The following is an 18,416-nucleotide window of genomic DNA, read 5'->3' on the forward strand; positions in this document are numbered from 1 at the left end:
CACGGTGGTCAGACGACGCGGTCGAGGAACCCGCCGTCCACCACGAGGTTGTTGCCGGTGACGAAGCTGGCGGCGGGGCTGGCCAGGAAGACGGCGGCCCGGGCGACCTCCTCGGGGCGGCCGAGGCGGCCGTAGGGGATGCGGCCGCGGATGGTCGCGTAGAACTCGGGGTCGTTCTCGCGGCGCCGGTCCCAGCCACCGCCGGGGAACTCGATCGGGCCGGGCGAGACCGTGTTGACGCGCACGCCCTCGGGCGCCCACGACCGGGCCAGGGAGGCGGCGTGGTGGTTGAGCGCGGCCTTGAGCGCACCGTAGGCGGCGGGCCCGGCGGGCCGCGTGGTGTGCAGGGCGGAGGTCGTGGAGATGAGCACCACCGAACCGCCGCGCTCGGACTCCCGCAGGTGCGGGTAGACGCGTTCGGCCATGCGCACGAACGGCAGGACGTCGGCGCCGAAGTTGCGCTCCCACTGGTCGGGGGTGCGGCTGCTGCCCGCGGACACGTTGGAGACCAGGACGTCGATCCCGCCCAGGATCTCGGCGGCGTCGTCGACGAAGGAGTCCAGCGCGGGCGCGTCGGCGACGTCCAGGGCGCGGGCGAACACGGTCGCGCCGGTCAGGCGCAGCTCCTCGGCGGCCTCCTCCAGCTGCTCGGCGCCGCGCGCGCAGATGGCGAGGTCGGCCCCCTCGTCGGCGAACCCGTCGGCGATGGCCCGGCCGATCCCCCGGCTGGCCCCGGTGACCACGACGCGGGCACCCGTCAGGTGCAGATCCATGTGCTCCCCCTCCTCGGCGGCCCCTTCACCGCCCTGTCCGCGTCCGGCAGGTTACACCGGCACGGACGGACACCGGGTCCGGCGTGCCGGTTCGTCCCACCGCGGCCGGGTCAGCGGCGTTCGGCGGTGAGCAGGAACGTCATCGGCAGTTTCCGCCTCACCTCGTCGCCGAGGGAGGGGAAGGCGTTCCAGAACTCGTCCGGACGCTCCTCCAGACGGGTCAGGGCCAGGCCGGAGTCGACGAGGGCCTGGACGACGTCGGCGATCGTCCACAGCCGCTCGTGCTTGACCGAGGGTTCCTCGACGACGTCGCCGATGTACTGGGCCGTCCAGCCGGAACTGCGCTCGGCGTGGGCGAAGTAGTCGACGCCCGCCCAGACGGGGGTGGACGCCTCGGGGTCGAACAGCCAGCTGGCCGGATGGGTGTCGAAGACCATGACCCGCCCGCCGGGGCGCAGCAGCCGGGCGACCGCCCCGGCCCACGCGCGGATGTCGTGGATCCAGCAGAGCGCGCCCTGCCCGGTGTAGACCAGGTCCGCGGTGCCGTCCAGCTCGGCGGGGGTGTCGAGCACGTCGCAGCGGTGGAAGGTCGCGGGCAGGTCGAGGGCGCGCGCCTTGGCGCGGGCGTTGTCGACGTGCCGCCCGGAGATGTCCACGCCCACGACCTCGCGGGCTCCCTCCAGCAGGAGGGACAGGGTGTCCTGCCCGGACGCGCACTGGAGGTGGACGGCCCGCTCGCACCAGGGGGCCAGGTCTCCCAGGGCGGCGCGTTCGACCGGGTGCACGGACGACCGACCCGCGCGGAGCCGCTCGATGCCGGCGGCCACGCCCTCGGTGTAACGCAGGGCCCCCTCGTCCCAGGCGGCCTGGTTGGCCCGGTGACGCCGACGCACCTCGTCGGCGTCGCGGGCGGGCTCCTCGGGTGTGTACGTCATCGGTCCTCCACTGTCCCCGGCGAACGGACACAGAGGATCATCGGCGACCTACTCCCGTCAAACGGTTCGCTCGGGGGCGCCGCGCACAGCCGGGCGCCCCCGAGCTGGGCGGTCAGGCGCCCGTGGAGTGGAAACCGCCGTCCACGTGCACGATCTCACCGGTGGTCGCCGGGAACCAGTCCGACAGCAGCGCCACCACGGCCTTGGCGGCGGGCTCCGGGTTGGTGACGTCCCAGCCCAGCGGGGCGCGCTCGGGCCAGTGCTTGGCCAGGTCCTCGAAGCCCGGGATGCTGCGCGCGGCCATGGTGCTCAGCGGCCCCGCCGAGACCAGGTTGACGCGGATGTCCTGGTCACCGACGTAGCGGGCCAGGTAGCGCGCGGTGGAGGTGAGCGCGGACTTGGCCACGCCCATCCAGTCGTAGATGGGGTAGGACACGCTGTTGTCGAAGTCCAGCGCCACCACCGATCCGCCGTTCTTCATCATCGGCATGAGCGCCGTGGTGAGCGACTTCAGCGAGAAGGTGGACGTGTGCATGGCGGTGGCCACGTCCGACCACCGCGTGTTGAGGAAGTTGCCGCCCAGGGCGTCCTGGGGGGTGAAGCCGATGGAGTGCACGATGCCGTCGATGCCCTCGACGTGCTCGCCGACGCGGGTCGCCAGCGTGCCGAGCTGCTCGTCGTCGGTGACGTCGAGTTCCAGGACCGGCGGGGTCTCGGGCAGCCGCTTGGCGACGCGCTCCACGAGGCTCATCCGGCCGTAACCGGTGAGCACGACGGTGGCGCCCTGCTCCTGGGCGAGGCGGGCGACGTGGAAGGCGATGGAGGAGTCGGTGAGCACCCCGGTGACGAGGACGCGTTTACCTTCGAGAAGTCCCATGGTCGGGTTTCCTGATTCTGGTCTGGACCGGCGGGGGTGGTCCGGTGGCTGTGCGGGTGGAGGGGGTCGGGCCAGGACGAGGCGGAGGCCCGGAGGGACACAGGCTAGTGGCCCATGCCCATGCCGCCGTCCACGGGGATGACGGCGCCGGTGATGTAGGCGGCCCCGGGGCTGGCGAGGAAGCCCACGGTCTTGGCGATGTCCTCGGTGCCGCCGATCCGTCCGAGCGGGATGTTCTTCTTGATCTCGGCCTGGCGGTCCTCGTCGAGCCTGGCGGTCATGTCGGTCTCGATGAAACCGGGGGCCACGACGTTGACCGTGATGTTGCGGGAGCCGAGCTCGCGGGCGAGGGAGCGGCCGAAGCCGACCAGACCGGCCTTGGAGGCCGCGTAGTTGGCCTGACCGCCCGAGCCGAGCAGGCCCACGACGGACGAGATGAGGATGATGCGTCCCCCGCGCTTGCGCATCATGCCGCGCACGGCGCGCTTGGCGACGCGGAACGCCCCGGTGAGGTTGGTGTCCAGGACCGAGGAGAAGTCGTCCTCGCTCATGAGGGCGAGAAGCTGGTCCTTGGTGATCCCGGCGTTGGCCACGAGCACCTCGACGGGACCCTGGGCCTCCTCGACCTCCTTGAACGCGGCGTCCACCTGGGCGGAGTCGGTGATGTCGCAGCGCACCCCGAACAGGCCCTCCGGCGGCTCACCCGAACGGTGGGTCACGGCGACGTCGTCGCCTCCGGCGGCGAGCTCTCGGGCGATGGCCAGGCCGATTCCGCGGTTGCCGCCGGTGACCAGAACCGATCGCGACATAGGGGCACCTCTTCTCCTGCGGCTGGTGTCACCAGCCACGACGTGGATGTTCCGGGGGTGGGATCGCCTTGCAGGGTACCGAGCTACCCGGCGGTAGCAGCAACCGAGGTGCGCGGACGCCGCCCGGACCGCGCTCCGGGCCTCAGGCCCACCCGGCGTCGTGGGCCAGGATGGCCGCCTGCACCCGGTTGGACATCCCCAGCTTGGCCAGGATCCGGCTGACGTGCGCCTTGACCGTGGCCTCCCGCATCCCCAGCGCGCGCCCGGCCTCGGCGTTGGACTTGCCCTGGGCGACGGCGACCAGCACCGCCCGTTCGCGTTCGCTGAGCACCGACAACCGGCGTTCGGCCTCCTCGCGCCCGGTGGAGGTGCCGGAGGGATCGGGCTCGGCGAACCGTTCGAGCATGCGCTTGGTCACGCTCGGCGCGAGCATGGCGTTGCCCTCGTGCACCGTGCGCACGGCGGCGATGAGGTCGCGCGGCGGGGTGTCCTTGAGCAGGAACCCCACGGCGCCGGTGCGCAGCGCCCGGTGCACGTACTCGTCCAGGTCGAAGGTGGTCAGCAGGACCACGCGCGGCGCGTCGGGCAGCGCGGTCAGGCGCGCGGCGGCGGTGAGCCCGTCGGTGCCCGGCATGCGGATGTCGAGCAGGACCACGTCGGGCGACAGCTCCCGGGCCAGCCGGACCGCCTCGTCACCGTCTCCGCCCTCCCCGACCACCTCGATGTCGGGCGCCGACTCCAGGATCATCCGCAGTCCGGACCGGACCAGGTTCTCGTCGTCGACGAGGACGGTGCGGATCACCGTCGACCACTCCCCTCCGCCTCGTGTCCCCCGCTGACGGGAAGGACGACGCTCAACCGCCATCCCCCGTCGAACCGGGGCCCGGCCGTGAGCGAGCCGCCCGCCAGGGCGACGCGCTCACGGATACCCGCAAGACCGTACCCGCTGCTCGGCGGAGGCGTGACCGCGACGGTGGCGGGCCCGTTGGCCACCTCCACCTGTAGGACGTCACCCCTCCGGCGCAGCTCCAGGGTCACCCGGGCGCCCCGCGCGTGCTTGGCGGCGTTGGTCAGCCCCTCCTGGACCACCCGGAAGGCGGTGCGCTGGACCGTGGGGGGCAGGTCACCGAGCGGCTCGGAGTCGACGCGGTCCACCACCATGCCCGCGTCCCGCCACTGGCCCACCAGCCACTCCAGGTCGGACAGGCCGGGTTGGGGCGCGGTGGGCGCGGTGCCCCCGTCCTCCTCCCGCAGGACCCCGAGGATGCCCCTCAGTTCGGCCAGGGCCTCGCGGCCGGTGGTCCGGATCAGCCCGGCGGCCTCGGCCGTGCGCGGGTCCTGCGCGGAGACCTCCAGGCCGCCCGCGTGCAGGACCATGAGGCTCACCCGGTGCGCCACGACGTCGTGCATCTCCCGGGCGATCCGGGTGCGCTCGGCGGTGATGGCGTGCTCGGCCATGAGGTGCTGTTCGCGTTCGAGGCGCTCGGCCCGTTCCTGGAGGCGGTCGATGAGCTGGCGCCGGGTCCCGACCCACAGGCCGAGGGTCGTCGGGACCACGAGGAACAGGCCGAAGTTGAAGACGTAGACGAGCAGGTTCACGTCCAGGGCGACGTACAGGGCCAGGGCCTGGACCCCGAACCATCCGGCCAGGATCCGGCGGCGGTCGAAGTGCACCGCGTAGGAGTAGAGGGCGAACCCGGCCGGGAGCATGTTGCCGAAGAGCAGCAGGAGCGCGAACGCCAGGACCAGCAGCCAGTGCGGGCGGGAGCGCCGGAACAGGACGGCCAGGGAGACCAGTCCGGCCGGGACCAGGTAGAAGACGACGCCCAGGACCGTGAGCGGGAGCAGCTCGTCGGTCCGCTGGAAGAGCGGGTCGATGACCCCCCGCAGCAGCCCGATCTCCGGCACGATCTGGACGAAGGCGACCATCGGGAACGACCCGACGGCGTAGAACCAGTCGGCGAAGCGCAGGCGGCGGTCCCACCACCACCGCTCTCCCCGCCGCCACCAGCCCGTCGGTCCACGGGATACCCTCGTGTTCTGCTCCCTCATGCGCCGGATTCTACGGTCGGGCCCGGCTCGGCCCCGCCGTCCGCCGACACCGGTGCGCCTGGCGGCCGATCGTCGGTACCGCCCCGTTCTCCCTGGTGACGCATGGTTCCGCGCGCCCCGCCCGCCCGTTCCCGCCACCGGGACCCCCGACGAAAGTCGGTACCGACCCCCGACGTTGGAGTCGTGAACCCGGGTCCGCGTCGTCCCTTTGGCCGGGGTGCGGTTCAGCCCGCAGGGGGAGGAACCGGACACCACGGCGCCCCTAGCGTGGAGACCACACCGGGCGGGACCGGAGGCGACCTCCGAGCCGCCCGGTGACACGTGTCCGCACCGTCACCACTGGAGTTGTCTGCCGTGACCGCGTCCTCAGTCCAGCCCGTCCCCTCGGCCACCGCCCCGCCGGTGGTGGTCGCCCGGGGGCTCACCAAGACCTACGACACCGGGGGCAGCCAGGTCCACGCCCTCGCCGGGGTGGACGTGGACTTCCACCGGGGCGCGTTCACCGCGATCATGGGCCCCTCCGGCTCGGGTAAGTCCACCCTGATGCACTGCCTGGCTGGCCTGGACGTGCCCACCTCCGGCACCGTGCACCTGGGCCGCACCCAGATCACCGGCCTGCGCGACAGCGAACTGACCCTGCTGCGCCGCGACCGGATCGGGTTCATCTTCCAGTCGTTCAACCTGCTGCCGATGCTCACCGCCGAGCAGAACATCCTGCTGCCGTCGCAGATCGCCAAGCGCAGGATCGACCAGCAGCGGTTCGACCACATCATCGACGTCGTGGGCCTGCGCGACCGCCTCGACCACCTGCCCACCAAGCTCTCCGGCGGCCAGCAGCAGCGCGTGGCCGTGGCCCGCGCCCTGCTCAACGCGCCCGAGGTGGTCTACGCCGACGAGCCCACCGGCAACCTGGACTCGCGTTCGGGCGCGGAGGTCCTGGCGTTCCTGCGCGACTCGGCCAAGGACCTGGACCAGACCATCGTCATGGTCACCCATGACCCCGTGGCCGCCTCCTACGCCGACCGCGTCGTCTTCCTGCGCGACGGTCGGCTGGTCGACGAGGTCACCGACCCCAACCCCGAGCTGGTCTCCGCCCGGCTGCTGAAGCTGGAGGCCTGACCGCATGCTGCGCACCACACTCGCGGGGCTGCGGCTGCACAAGTCCCGCTACGTGACGACCGTTCTGGCGATCCTGCTCGGCGTCATGTTCGTCTCCGGGACCATGGTGTTCGCCGACACCCTGAAGGCCAACTACGAGGAGTCCGTGATGGGCTCCGCCACCACCGTCGACGCCATCGCCGAACCGGCCGAGCCGGAGCCGGGCGAGGACGGCGAGTACGTCGCGCTCGAGCCGCTGACCGAGGAGCAACTGGCCGACATCCGCGCCCTGCCCGAGGTCGCCGAGGCCGACGGTCTGGTCCGCGGCCAGGCCGTCCTGCTGGACGCCGACGGCCGGGCGTTCGGCTTCACGCCGCCCTCCGCCGTCTCCGTCGAGGGCGCCAGCCGGTTCGACGCGGCCCAGGGCGAGCTGCCCTCGGCCGATGACGAGATCGCCCTGGCCACCTCCACCGCCGAGCAGTCGGGGTTCGGTGTCGGGGACACCGTGACCGTGCTCGACCCCGACCAGGAGAGGCGGGAGTTCACCGTCACCGGCCTGGTCAACTTCGGTGTCGACCCGGAGTACAGCATGACCGGCGCCGTGGTCTTCGCCCCCGACACGATCGAGGAGATGACCGGGGCGACCGGCTACGCCGAGATCGACGCGATCGCCGCCGAGGGCTTCACCGACGAGCAGGCCGCCGACGCGGTCGGCGACGTGCTGGGCGCCTCAGCCGAGGTCATGACCGGCGAGGAGTACGGTCTGGAGATGGCCGAGGGCGTCGGCGCCGAGACCGAGATGTTCCGCATCGCGCTGCTGCTGTTCGCGTTCATCGCGATGTTCGTCGCCGGGATCGTCATCTACAACACCTTCGCCATCCTCATCGCCCAGCGCCAGCGCGAACTGGCCCTGCTGCGGTGCGTGGGCGCCAAGCGCTCGCAGGTCTTCCGGTCGGTGCTGCTGGAGTCCGTGGTCGTGGGCCTGGTCGCCTCCGCCCTGGGCGTCCTGGCGGGTGTGGGTATCGGCTTCGCCGGTGCGTCCTTCGCGGCCCCGGCGATGGGTGCCGACGGTGGTGTCCCCGTGATCATCACCCCGGTCGCGATCCTGGTCGGGCTGGGTGTCGGCACGATCGTCACCGTCTTCTCCGCGATGATCCCGGCACTGCGCGCCACCCGGGTGGCCCCGCTGGCGGCGCTGCGCACCAGCGCCACCGCCTCCGGTATCGAGAAGGGCACCGGCTGGATCCGCGTCGTGTTCGGTCTGCTGACCTTCGCCGTCTCCGGAGCGATGGTCGCCCTGACCCAGGTCTCCGGCCCCACCCAGGCGGGTCCGATCGTCGTCACCGCCGCCGCCCTGGTCGCGTTCGTCGGCGTCGTGGTCCTGGGCCCGCTGCTGGTGCGCGGCATCGTGCGCCTGGTCGGCGCCCCGCTGCGCAGGGTCGGTGTGGCGAGCATGCTGGCCGTGGACAACTCCGTCCGCAGCCCGCGCCGCGCCGCCACCGCGATGATCGCCCTGACCGTGGGCGCCACGCTCATCACCGGCTACTCCGTCGTCAGCGCCTCCACCGAGTCGACCCTGACCCGGATGCTGGACGAGCAGTTCCCCGTCGACTACCAGATCAACCCGCAGTTCGCCATGGAGGAGCCCGCGGGTACCGGGGACGCCTCGGATGCGGAGGCGGCCGCCGAGGACGCCCCCGCCGACGGAACCGCCGAGGGCGCCGAGACCGCCGAGGGTTCCGCGGAGCCGGGCGCCGAGCCGAGCACGGCACCCGCCGAGGGCACCGGGGGCGCTCCTGAGGAGGGAGCCGACGCCGAAGGCGGGACGACCGCCGACGCCGGTACGCCCGAGTTCGGCTTCGTCCCCGAGGAGGTCCGCCGCGACCTGGCGGACGAGCCGACCATCGCCGGGGTCTTCGGGCAGCGCAGCGGCTCCCTGGTGACCGAGGACGGCGGGTACATGAGTCTGGTGGCCTACACCAACGCGGAGATGGGCACCGACCTGACCGTGGACACCGTCGAGGGCGACCTGTCCGACGTGGGACCGGGCCGGATCGCGCTGGCGGAGGGTGTCGACGACAGCCTGAGCGTGGGTGACACCTACACCCTGAGCAGTGAGGACGCTGACCTCGACCTGGAGGTCGCGGCGATCGTCGAGGCCAGTGTGGGGGCCTGGAGCGGTTACGTCCACGCGGACGACCTCGCCACCCTCTTCCCCGAGGCGACCCAGGACGAGGCCCTGCTCATCCGCGGGGAGCGGGACGCCGACCCGGCCGAACTGCGCGAGGCGGTCTACGCCTCGGTCGAGGACGACCCGACGCTCCAGGTCATGTCCGTGGCCGAGATCAAGGAACAGTTCTCGGACATGATGGACATCGCCTTCTACACCATCGCGGCGATGCTGGGCCTGGCGATCATCATCGCGGTGTTCGGTATCTCCAACACGATGGCGCTGTCGGTGCTGGAGCGCACCCGCGAGTCCGCGATGCTGCGGGCGCTGGGTCTGGCCCGGGGCCAGCTGCGCCGGATGCTCAGCGTGGAGGCCGTGCTGCTGTGCCTGATCGGCGCGGGGATCGGCATCGTGCTGGGCGTGGTGTTCGGCTGGGCCGCCGCCGACTCGGTGCTGCCGGGCATGGTGTTCAGCCTTCCGGCCGGCCAGATCGCGGTGTTCATCGCGGTCGCCGTCCTGGCCGGGCTGCTCGCCTCGATCCTGCCGGGTCGCCGGGCGGCGGGCACCTCGATCACCGGGGCGCTGGCCAGCGAGTGACGCCCCCGGGCGTTTCTGCCCCGACGGGCCCGTGACACGCGGCGCGGCCCCCACTCCGGTGGGGACCGCGCCGCATAAGTTGTACCCCGGAGGTGTGCTGTGCGTGCTTCGATCCCGGTCGCGGCGGGCGCGGTGGCGTGGGGGACCCCCGCCGCGCGCTGGACGCTGGCGGCCACGGTGCTCGGTTCGGGGATGGCGTTCCTGGACTCGACGGTGGTGACGGTGGCCCTACCCGCCATCCGGGACGATCTCGACACCGGTATGTCCGGTCTGCAGTGGATCGTCAACGGATACATGGTGACGCTGTCCGCGCTCATCCTGCTCAGCGGTTCCCTGGCCGACCGGTTCGGCCGGGTCCGGCTGTTCATGGTGGGCGTGGCGGTGTTCGCGCTGGCCTCGGCGCTGTGCGTGTTCGCGCCGACGCTGGGGTGGCTGGTGGCGGGCCGCGTGGTGCAGGGGGTCGGCGGTGCGCTGCTGACCCCGGGCAGCCTGGCGATCCTCCAGGCGGGCTTCCGGGAGGAGGACCGGGCACGGGCGATCGGCGCGTGGTCGGGGCTGACCGGTGTGGCCGCGGCGGTGGGGCCGTTCGTGGGCGGCTGGTTGGTGCAGGTCGGCGACTGGCGGCTGATCTTCCTCATCAACCTGCCGCTGGCCGTGCTGGTCCTGGCGATCGCCTGGTGGCGGGTGCCGGAGTCGCGGGACGAGTCGGCCGGTCGGCGGCTGGACCTTCCGGGCGCGCTTTTGGGGGTCGCGGCGCTGGGCGGGACCACCTACGCGCTCATCCAGTGGGGCGCGGTGGGCGGGACCCCCTCCGTGTGGGTCGGTGCGGTGACCGGGGTGACGGCCCTGGTCGTGTTCGTCCTGGTGGAGCGGGCGAGCGCCGCGCCGATGCTGCCGCTGGGGATCTTCTCCTCACCCACGTTCTCCGTGACCAACGTGGCCACCGTCCTCATCTACGGTTCGCTCGGCCCGCTCTTCTTCCTGCTGGTGATCTACCTCCAGGAGGTCGGCGGCTACTCCCCGATCGCGGCGGGTGCGGCCTCACTGCCGATCACCGCGCTCATGCTGGTGCTGTCCGCGCGTTCGGGGCGGTTGGCGGCCCGGATCGGGCCGCGCCCGCAGTTGGTCGTCGGTCCGCTGCTGCTGGCGGGCGGGTTCGTGCTGCTGTCCCGGTTGGACGCCGGCGACCCCTACGTGAGCGGGGTGCTGCCGGGGGTCCTGCTGGTCGCGCTGGGGTTGTCGGCGGCGGTGGCGCCGTTGACCGCGACCGTGCTGGCGTCGGCCCCCGAGCGGCACGCGGGGCTGGCCTCGGGGGTGAACAACACCTTCGCCCGGGGGGCGCAGCTGATCGGGGTGGCCGCGGTTCCGGCGGTGGTCGGGATCAGTGGCGCGGGCGGGGAGGCCGCGGCGCCCGGCGCGGCGGCGGAGGCGATCGCCCGGGGGTTCGGTCCGGCGATGCTGGTGCTGGCGGGGACGTACGTCCTGGCCGCCCTGTGCGCCGCCGCGCTGCCGCGTGGCCGGATGCCCGGTCCCGTCGAGACGCCCGCCGCCGAGAAGGAAGAGGAGGTGGTGGTCGGGGAGGAGGCGCCCGAGGTGCGTCCCGTCCGCCCGGAGAGGCCGACGCGGTTCTGCGGGGTGTCGGGGCCGCCGTTGCGGGTGTGCCCGGGGTCGAGCGCGGGCGAGGCGCACGAGAGGGGTCCGGAGGGCTCGACGTGACCCGGACGGATCGTCGCCCTCCTGCTGTCCGGATGGTCCGTCCACTCGGGTGGTCGCCACCGGTGGACGGGAGTCACATGTCGGATTCCGGCGCGGCGTCGGGTTCGGCGGAGATGTCCGTCTCCGACACCACGCTCACCGCGTCCTCCTCAGCGCTGCGCTGTGTGCCCCACCGCTGGTGGGGGATGATCGGCCGCCGTTCGGCGCGCACCTCCTGGGTGATCCCCCACTCCCCCCGGCTGTCGTCGTCCACGAAGTCGTAGCCGAGGATGTTGAAGTCGGGGTCGATCACGCGCTCGCACTCGGCGATCTCGGTCTCCTGGGGGTCGTCCCCCAGGTCGTTGTCGACGTCGTAGGGTAGTTCGCTCACGGTGGCGCCTCCTTCCCCGTTGTCCCTGATGATCGCAGGTCAGGGCGGACAAGGGAAGGAACCGGCCCAGGGGACCGCCGCGGGCTCAGCGGCGCGGGCGTTCGGCCCGGCGCAGGCGCAGCGGACGCAGGGCCGCCTCCAGGGCGACGGCGCCGTCCAGTTTGCTCTCCCCGACGACGCGGTCCTCGAAGTGGATGGGGATCTCCATCATCTTCCGGCCGCGTCGGAAGGCGCGGTAGTGCATCTCGATCTGGAACGCGTACCCGGTGCTCTGGATGCTGGGCAGGTCGAGCACGCGCAGGGCCTCGGCCCGCCAGATCTTGAAGCCCGCGGTGACGTCGCGGACCGGCATGGACAGCACGGCCTTGACGTAGGCGTTGGCCCAGCCGCTGAGCAGGCGGCGGCGGATCCCCCAGTTCTCGGAGAGGCTGCCTCCGGGCACGTACCGGCTGCCGATCACGACGTCGGCGTTGGTGGACAGCAGGGTGCCGAGCAGTTGGGGCACGTAGCCCGCGGGGTGGCTGAGGTCGGCGTCCATCTGCACCACGTAGTCGGCGCCGTCGTCGAGGGCGCGGGTCATGCCCGCCACGTAGGCGCGCCCGAGCCCCTCCTTGCGGGTGCGGTGCACGACCGCGACCCGGCCGCCGTGCTCGACGGAGAGCTTGTCGGCGACCTCACCGGTACCGTCCGGGGAGTTGTCGTCCACGACCACGACGCCCAGCCTCGGCAGGCCGAGCGCCATCAGTTGGCCGACGAGCACCGGGAGGTTGGTCGCCTCGTTGTAGGTGGGGACGACCACGGTCAGACGCGCCGCCGACCAGGGGTCGGGCAGGGCGACGGGGGCGGGCGTGACGCGGACCGGGGCGGCCCCTGCGGGCTCTGGAGGTGTCGGCTGGGAGTGCATGTGCGGCGGCTCCTGCGTGTGGACGGCGGTATGGGGGCGGTTGGCGAGCGGGGTGTGGCCCAGGATCACGCATAGGGGCCAACGGCACAAGCGTGTGTGAACGGTAGGGTACGTGTTCTTCGCGCCCGGAGCGGACACCCCCCGTTCCCCGGCGGTCACTCCCCCCGTTCCTGGGCGACCACGGCCACGTGGACGAGGGCGCCGGTCTCCTCCAGGGTCATGAGCACCTCCGGGTCGGCGCTGCTGTCGGTCACCAGGTGGGCGATCTCCTCCGGGGCGACGGTGGGCACCATGCTGTCGGCGCCGACCTTGGTGTGGTCGGCCAGGACGACCGTCTCCTCCGCGCACGCCGACAGGGCCCGGTCCACGGTGGCCACGGCCGGGTTGGGGGTACTCAGTCCGCGGTCGGCGCTGACCCCGTTGCCCGACAGGAAGGCCCGGGTGACGCGGAGTCCGACCAGGCTCCGTTCGGCGGCGGCGCCGACGAGCGCGCGGATCGGGCCGTGCAGGGTTCCCCCGGTCACCACCACCTCGACCCCGGCGGCGTTCGCCAGGGCCTCGGCCACGCGCAGGGAGTTGGTGACGACGGTCAGTTCGGTGTGGGAGAGCAGTTCCCGGGCCAGTGCCTCGGTCGTGGTACCGGGGCCGACGGCGATCGCCTCCCCCGGGCGGACCAGCCGCGCGGCGGAGGAGGCGATGGCCGCCTTCTCCGCGGCGCACTGTCCGCTGCGGCCGGAGTAGCTCTGTTCGTGGCCGATCCTGCCCGGCAGGGCCGCCCCGCCGCGTCTTCGGTCGACCAGCCCCTCGGCCTCCAGCGCGCGGACGTCGCGGCGGACGGTGACCTCGGAGGCGCCGACCTTGGCCGCGATGTCACGCAGGGACAGGGTGCCGTGGGCGCGGACGAGTTCGAGGATGCGGTCCCTGCGTTCGGCGGCGAACACCGGACGACTCTCCTCGGCCATGGACACGACCCCTTCCCGTACCGCTCGGTCCGCACGGGATCGGTCCCGCGTGTCCCTAGAGTACGGATCTGTCGCGCGAGGGGGGAGTCTCCGCACCGGACCCGTCCGAGAGGAGGGTGAGCACGAGGACCGCGGACAGGAACACGAGTCCGATGATCGCTCCCGTTCCGAACAGCAGCACGACCGACATTCGGGCCTCCCAGGGGGCGGGCTGACCTGTCGGGTAACCGATTCCCGGTTTCGGTCGCACTCACACCGGCCGGTGGGGGGAAGGTCGAGCCGCCGACTGTTGTGCGGCCCGTCGGCGGGCCCCTGCCCCTCCGCGACGGGTGACCTTCGGACTCGGACCGGGACGCCGGGATTCGCTGAGATCCGGGGCAACGGTGACAATGGACGTATGACCCTCGGTTCCACCCTCAGCCCCCTGACGTCCACGGTGTGGTGGGCGCACACGTCCCTGGCGGCCGACCGGCTCCTGCGTCTGCTGGACGAACGGGAGCTCGCCCGCAACACCCGCTTCCGGCACCAGGCCGACCGCGACCGCCACCTGCTCGGCCGGGCGATGGCCCGGCTGGCCCTGGCCGAACTGGTGTCGTGCCCGCCCGAGAAGGTGACCTTCGACCTGGTCTGCCGGTCGTGCGAGGAGAAGGAGCGCACGGGCGCGGACCCGGGCGGGCGGGATCCCCACGGCAAGCCCGTCCCCTCCGGGCCCGCGCGTGGCTGGGAGGTGTCGGTGAGCCACTCCGGCGAGTGGGTGGCGCTGGCGGTGGCCGAAGGCGTACCGGTCGGTGTGGACGTCGAACGGGTGTCGGCGGCGCGCGACCTGGACGGGCTGGTGGGGTACACGCTGGCCGACACGGAGCGGTCGGTGTGGGACGCCCTGCCGCCGCAGGAGCGGACGGGCGCGTTCTTCGGTTACTGGGCCCGTAAGGAGGCGCTGCTCAAGGCGACCGGGCTGGGGCTGTCGGGCGGACTGCGGCGGGTGGCGGTCACTCCGCCGCACGCCGAGGCCCGGTTGGAGTCCTGGACGGGCGGGGGCGCCCCGGAGGCGGCCTGGCTGACCGACCTGGACCGGGGCCCCGACTACCGGTCCGCGCTGGCCGTGCTCACCGACCGCCCCGTGCGCCTGCGGATCCGTTCGCGCACCGACACCGCCGCGCTCCTGCGCTCCTGAGGCGCGGCGCTCCCGCGGCGGTGTCAGACGCCGCGGGCGAGGTCCCGGCTGATCACGACGCGCTGGATCTGGTTGGTGCCCTCGACGATCTGGAGGACCTTGGCCTCGCGCATGTAGCGCTCGACGGGGAAGTCGCGGGTGTAGCCGTATCCGCCGAGGACCTGGACGGCGTCGGTGGTGACCCGCATCGCGGTGTCGGTGGCCATGAGCTTGGCCATCGCCGCCCGGGTTCCGAAGGGGCGGCCCGCGTCGCGGAGCCGGGCCGCGGACAGGTACAGCTCGCGGGCCGCGGCGACCTGGGTCGCCATGTCGGCGAGCATGAAGCCCACGCCCTGGAAGTCGCCGATGGCCGTGCCGAACTGGCGGCGTTCGCGGGAGTAGGCCAGCGCCGCGTCCAACGCCGCCTGGGCGAGGCCGACCGCGCAGGCCGCGATGCCGAGCCGACCGGAGTCCAGGGCCGCCAGGGCGATGCCGAAGCCCCGGTCCCGCTCGCCGATGAGGGCGTCCGCGCCGAGTTCGACGTCCTCGAAGAGCACCCCGGCGGTGGGTGAGGAGGACATGCCCATCTTGCGTTCGGGGGCCGCCGCGCCCAGCCCGGGGGTGTCGGCCGGGACGTGGAAGCAGCTGATGCCGCGCGCGCCGGAGTCGGGGGCGCCGGTGCGGGCGAAGAGGGTGTAGTAGTCGGCCCGGCCGCCGTGGGTGATCCACGCCTTGGCGCCGTTGACGCGGTAGCCGCCCTCGACGGGTTCGGCGCGGGTGGTGAGGGCGGCGGCGTCGGAGCCGGAGCCGGTCTCGGACAGGCAGTAGGCGCCGAGGAGGTCGCCGCCGACCATGTCGGACAGGTGGGCGGCCTTCTGCTCGTCGGTGCCGAAGGCGGCCACGGGGTAGCAGGACAGGGTGTGGACGCTCACGCCCAGGCCGACCGCGAGCCAGCCGCGGGCGAGTTCCTCGACGACCTGGAGGTAGACCTCGTAGGGCTGGTCGCCGCCGCCGTACTCGCCGGGGTAGGGCAGGCCGAGCAGTCCGGCGGCGCCGAGCGTGCGGAAGACGTCGCGGGGGAAGGCGGCGTTCTCCTCGTCCTCGGCGGCGCGCGGGAGCAGCTCCTTGTCCACGATCTCCCGGGTCAGTTCCAGGAGTTGTTCCGCCTCGGGTGTGTGCAGTGTGCGTTCGACCGCCATGAAGCCTCTCCCACGGTTGCGGCGACCCACGGCCCATTTAGTAGGTCGTCCAACTATATGGTGACGAACGGCACCCTACCCCACAAGATCGATCACAGCGACGCTCGGGGGTGGACGGCGCGCAAGCCCGAGCGCGATCGGGTTGACGGCGTGTACGGGACGACGACCCGCGAACACCCGTCTGTACACGAAGCCCCCGAGCGGCCTACATTCCACGCATGGACCTCGAACTCCGCCACCTGCGCACCCTCTGCCTCCTGGCCGACACCGGCAGTGTGACCCGGGCCGCCGCGGCCCTGTCGACGTCGCAGCCCGCCCTGACCACCCAGCTGCAACGCATCGAGCGCGAGGTCGGCGGTCCGCTCTTCCACCGGGGCCGGTCCGGTGTCAGCCCGACCGAGCTGGGCGAGTTCGTCCTGGTCCGAGCGCGCTCCGTCCTGCTGTCCATGGACGATTTGCTGAACGACATCACCGCGCGCCGCTCCTCTCCGACCACGCTCAGAATCGGCGGGGTGGGGCCGTTGGCGCTGGAGCTGTCCTCGCGACTGCCCGAGGTCTTCCCCGACGTCCCCGTCCACGTGCGCACCGAGTACTCCCCCAAGCTGGTCACGGACCTGGTGCGCGCCGGGCGGCTGGACATGGGCACCACCGTCGACTACGTGGACCGCGACCTGCCCACCGACGGCCCGCTCAGCTGGGCCATGCTCGCCGTCGAACCGCTGCACGTGGCCCTGTGGGAGGACCACCCCCAGGCGGACCGGCCACTGGTGCGCCTGGCCGATCTGGCCGACTCGCCCTGGGCGCTCACCCCGCCGGACGGCTCCGGCTGGCCGGAGTGCTTCTACCTGGCCTGTCAGCGAGCGGGGTTCACCCCGCAGGTGCCCTTCCGGCTCTACGACCGCTCCGAGATCCACGACCTCATCGCGGCCCACCGGGCGGTGGCCCCCTGCCAGTCCGACTTCGACACCTCCGGAGGCGTCGTGATCCGTCCCCTGGCCGGGTCACCGATCCAACTGCGCCACCTGCTGGTCTGGCGCCGCGACAGCCCCGTACACCAGGCCTCGGACCGCGTCGCCCGGGCCGCGCGCGAACTGCTGGACCGGTCCCCCCGGGCGGTGGCGCCCGTCCGGCGGCGGGCCACCGGACGGGAACCTGCGGGCGACCCCCTCGGCGACTGACCCGCTCAGCCGCGCGAACGGACGACGGCACGCACCCACGGCAGGGCGGACCACGTCGCCATCGCCAGCCCGCCCAGGATCAGCGCCGCGGTGGCGATCCACTCGTGGGACCCGTCGGGGTGGTAGACACGCGTGTTCGCGCCGATGTCCACGGCGGCCGACACCGCGCCCTCCTCGCAGGCGAAGTCTCCACCCGAGAGGTAGACCCACTCGCGCTCCACGGAACCGTCGTCGGACCGGTAGTCGCCGTAGCAGGTACAGGACACGTGGCCGAAGTGGCTCACACAGTCCTGCGCGGCCGCGGTGAACAGGCCCGGCTCTCCGTCGGCGCGCAGCGCGCGGACGCTCCGGTCCACGTTGCCCCCGCCCAGGTAGACCAGGAGCAGTCCGAGCAGCAGGACCACGACCGGGAAGGCGCCCACCCGACGCCGTGTCGCCCGGCGGCGGGTCACGCGGCGACCTCCGACGTCTCCTCCTCGTCGTCGACGCAGTCGCACACCATCGCGTCCCGGTCCTGGGGCCGGGGCCGCGCGTGCAGGTACAGGGCGACCACCATCGGCGCGAAGACGAGGGAGTTGTACAGCAGGTGCAGCTCCACGCGCGGAATGACCAGCTGGACGAGGCTGGTCGGAGCGTCCTGTCCGGCGATGTTGGCCCCGACGAGGGCCTGGATCAGCAGCAGCAGGTGTTCGAAGTGGTGCCAGAGCTGGATGCCGAGGGAGATCCACCACCACGTCCGGGAGCGCCCCGTGAAGCCCGGGAGCAGGAGGAACAGCCCCGCGAGCATCACCAGTGCGTAGCCGTAGTGCAGCCACTCGGAGGTGACCAGCCACGGGAAGGGGATGCCGAGCACCCCCCGGGCCTCGGCCACCGGCCAGTCCAGTGCGTAGATCTGCGCGGCCTGGGCCAGGTGTTCGGCCCAGTGCGCGAGGACGACCACCATGAAGATCCGCAGTCCCGCGCGGTGGCCGCGGGTGTTGATCACGTCGACTCCGTCCCGGCATACCCGGTAGGTGCTCCGTACCAGGGTCATCGACCGCTCCCCGTGCTCGTCATCGGATGCCCGCTCCCTCGTTCGTACGGTGCCGCGTTCGAAAGGGTCACGACGCCATCCCCATCGTCGGTCGAACCCGACGTCGTGTCCTCTTCCGCATTGCTTCGCGGAATACGGGTCGGCGCGCACGGGAAAGCGCCGCATGATCTCGCTATTCGGGTTATCGCCCGAAGGGTTGCCGACCTCACGACAGGTTCGTCGAACCGCCGATTCCCCTGGCACATTGCGCGGCGCCCCGATTGGCGCGGAGGCGATCGGTCGGTTGACGTCCGATGACCGTTTCGGCGGATGTCGAAACGACGACACAGGGTTTCTGGTCGGTCACACGTCGGTGTCACAGTGTCCGCGCGGAGAATACGCGCCGGTGGGGATGTGTGTATCGCGAACCGCTGTGACGTAGGAGGGCCTCGTGGGATGAGCGCGGAACGCACAGGTGTACCCGGCGGTGTGCGGTATCCGGATCCCTCGGACGAGGAGCGCCCCGTCCGGGAAGGAAGGGGAATCCGGAGTACGGAAAAGAGCAACGTGGAAGAGGTTCACCGAAGGGACCGTGGCCAGGATGGAGCGAT

General features: G+C 72.4%; 18 protein-coding genes. 5 read left to right on the forward strand and 13 right to left on the reverse strand.

The genetic code is table 11. From position 1 onward, the window contains the following. Positions 1-8: 8 nt before the first annotated feature. The 6 genes from DVR05_RS25145 to DVR05_RS25170 form a co-directional block, all read right to left on the reverse strand. Positions 9-773, reverse strand: a complete 765-nt coding sequence (locus DVR05_RS25145) for an SDR family NAD(P)-dependent oxidoreductase (RefSeq protein WP_116248399.1) — start codon at positions 771-773, stop codon at positions 9-11. A gap of 110 nt (positions 774-883) precedes the next feature. Next, positions 884-1,708: a class I SAM-dependent methyltransferase gene (locus DVR05_RS25150; protein WP_116248400.1), complete on the reverse strand. Its 825-nt coding sequence runs from the start codon at positions 1,706-1,708 to the stop codon at positions 884-886. Positions 1,709-1,820: 112 nt separating this feature from the next. Then, complete coding sequence (gene fabI / locus DVR05_RS25155; protein WP_116248401.1) at positions 1,821-2,585, reverse strand: enoyl-ACP reductase FabI; 765 nt, start codon at positions 2,583-2,585, stop codon at positions 1,821-1,823. 104 nt (positions 2,586-2,689) lie between these two features. Beyond that, on the reverse strand, positions 2,690-3,394 hold the full coding sequence (gene fabG, locus DVR05_RS25160; RefSeq protein ID WP_116248402.1) for a 3-oxoacyl-[acyl-carrier-protein] reductase: 705 nt from the start codon (positions 3,392-3,394) through the stop codon (positions 2,690-2,692). Between the two features lie 142 nt (positions 3,395-3,536). Beyond that, positions 3,537-4,196: a response regulator transcription factor gene (locus tag DVR05_RS25165; protein ID WP_116248403.1), complete on the reverse strand. Its 660-nt coding sequence runs from the start codon at positions 4,194-4,196 to the stop codon at positions 3,537-3,539. Continuing rightward, positions 4,193-5,446 (reverse strand): sensor histidine kinase, encoded by a 1,254-nt coding sequence (locus DVR05_RS25170; protein ID WP_116248404.1) that lies wholly within the window; start codon positions 5,444-5,446, stop codon positions 4,193-4,195. Before DVR05_RS25170 ends, DVR05_RS25165 begins: the two co-directional genes overlap by 4 nt. A 354-nt stretch (positions 5,447-5,800) precedes the next feature. On the opposite strand from DVR05_RS25170, the gene DVR05_RS25175 reads away from it, so the two are divergent. From DVR05_RS25175 to DVR05_RS25185, 3 genes are all read left to right on the forward strand, one after another. Then, complete coding sequence (locus DVR05_RS25175; RefSeq protein ID WP_116248405.1) at positions 5,801-6,565, forward strand: ABC transporter ATP-binding protein; 765 nt, start codon at positions 5,801-5,803, stop codon at positions 6,563-6,565. Positions 6,566-6,569: 4 nt separating this feature from the next. Beyond that, positions 6,570-9,311, forward strand: a complete 2,742-nt coding sequence (locus tag DVR05_RS25180) for an ABC transporter permease (RefSeq protein WP_116248406.1) — start codon at positions 6,570-6,572, stop codon at positions 9,309-9,311. 99 nt (positions 9,312-9,410) lie between these two features. Next, positions 9,411-11,027, forward strand: coding sequence for an MFS transporter (locus DVR05_RS25185; RefSeq protein ID WP_304598603.1), 1,617 nt, complete (start codon positions 9,411-9,413; stop codon positions 11,025-11,027). A gap of 73 nt (positions 11,028-11,100) precedes the next feature. Here DVR05_RS25185 and DVR05_RS25190 read toward each other — a convergent pair whose 3' ends face one another. The 4 genes from DVR05_RS25190 to DVR05_RS27810 form a co-directional block, all read right to left on the reverse strand. After that, positions 11,101-11,397, reverse strand: coding sequence for a hypothetical protein (locus DVR05_RS25190; RefSeq protein WP_116248407.1), 297 nt, complete (start codon positions 11,395-11,397; stop codon positions 11,101-11,103). An 85-nt stretch (positions 11,398-11,482) separates the two neighbouring features. After that, positions 11,483-12,301, reverse strand: coding sequence for a polyprenol monophosphomannose synthase (locus DVR05_RS25195; protein WP_116248408.1), 819 nt, complete (start codon positions 12,299-12,301; stop codon positions 11,483-11,485). 155 nt (positions 12,302-12,456) lie between these two features. Continuing rightward, positions 12,457-13,263 (reverse strand): DeoR/GlpR family DNA-binding transcription regulator, encoded by an 807-nt coding sequence (locus DVR05_RS25200; protein WP_116248409.1) that lies wholly within the window; start codon positions 13,261-13,263, stop codon positions 12,457-12,459. A gap of 55 nt (positions 13,264-13,318) precedes the next feature. Next, positions 13,319-13,453 (reverse strand): hypothetical protein, encoded by a 135-nt coding sequence (locus tag DVR05_RS27810; RefSeq protein ID WP_255423127.1) that lies wholly within the window; start codon positions 13,451-13,453, stop codon positions 13,319-13,321. A gap of 207 nt (positions 13,454-13,660) precedes the next feature. Here DVR05_RS27810 and DVR05_RS25205 point away from each other — a divergent pair, with 207 nt between their 5' ends. Continuing rightward, entirely contained in the window at positions 13,661-14,437 is a 777-nt protein-coding gene (locus DVR05_RS25205; RefSeq protein WP_116248410.1) for a 4'-phosphopantetheinyl transferase superfamily protein, read from the forward strand. Positions 14,438-14,460: 23 nt separating this feature from the next. On the opposite strand, the gene DVR05_RS25210 is transcribed toward DVR05_RS25205, so the two are convergent. Then, the gene (locus tag DVR05_RS25210; RefSeq protein WP_116248411.1) at positions 14,461-15,615 is read right to left on the reverse strand and encodes an acyl-CoA dehydrogenase family protein; all 1,155 of its coding nucleotides are present in this window, start codon (positions 15,613-15,615) and stop codon (positions 14,461-14,463) included. Positions 15,616-15,833: 218 nt separating this feature from the next. Between DVR05_RS25210 and DVR05_RS25215 the strand changes: the two genes are divergently transcribed. Next, positions 15,834-16,793: a LysR family transcriptional regulator gene (locus DVR05_RS25215; protein WP_116248412.1), complete on the forward strand. Its 960-nt coding sequence runs from the start codon at positions 15,834-15,836 to the stop codon at positions 16,791-16,793. A gap of 5 nt (positions 16,794-16,798) precedes the next feature. On the opposite strand, the gene DVR05_RS25220 is transcribed toward DVR05_RS25215, so the two are convergent. Then, on the reverse strand, positions 16,799-17,245 hold the full coding sequence (locus DVR05_RS25220; RefSeq protein ID WP_116248413.1) for a hypothetical protein: 447 nt from the start codon (positions 17,243-17,245) through the stop codon (positions 16,799-16,801). Next, positions 17,242-17,826 (reverse strand): hypothetical protein, encoded by a 585-nt coding sequence (locus DVR05_RS25225; protein ID WP_116248414.1) that lies wholly within the window; start codon positions 17,824-17,826, stop codon positions 17,242-17,244. Before DVR05_RS25225 ends, DVR05_RS25220 begins: the two co-directional genes overlap by 4 nt. Between the last annotated feature and the right edge of the window lie 590 nt (positions 17,827-18,416).

It is taken from the genome of Nocardiopsis sp. FIRDI 009 (assembly GCF_003386285.1).
In the GTDB taxonomy this organism is placed as follows: Bacteria; Actinomycetota; Actinomycetes; order Streptosporangiales; family Streptosporangiaceae; genus Nocardiopsis.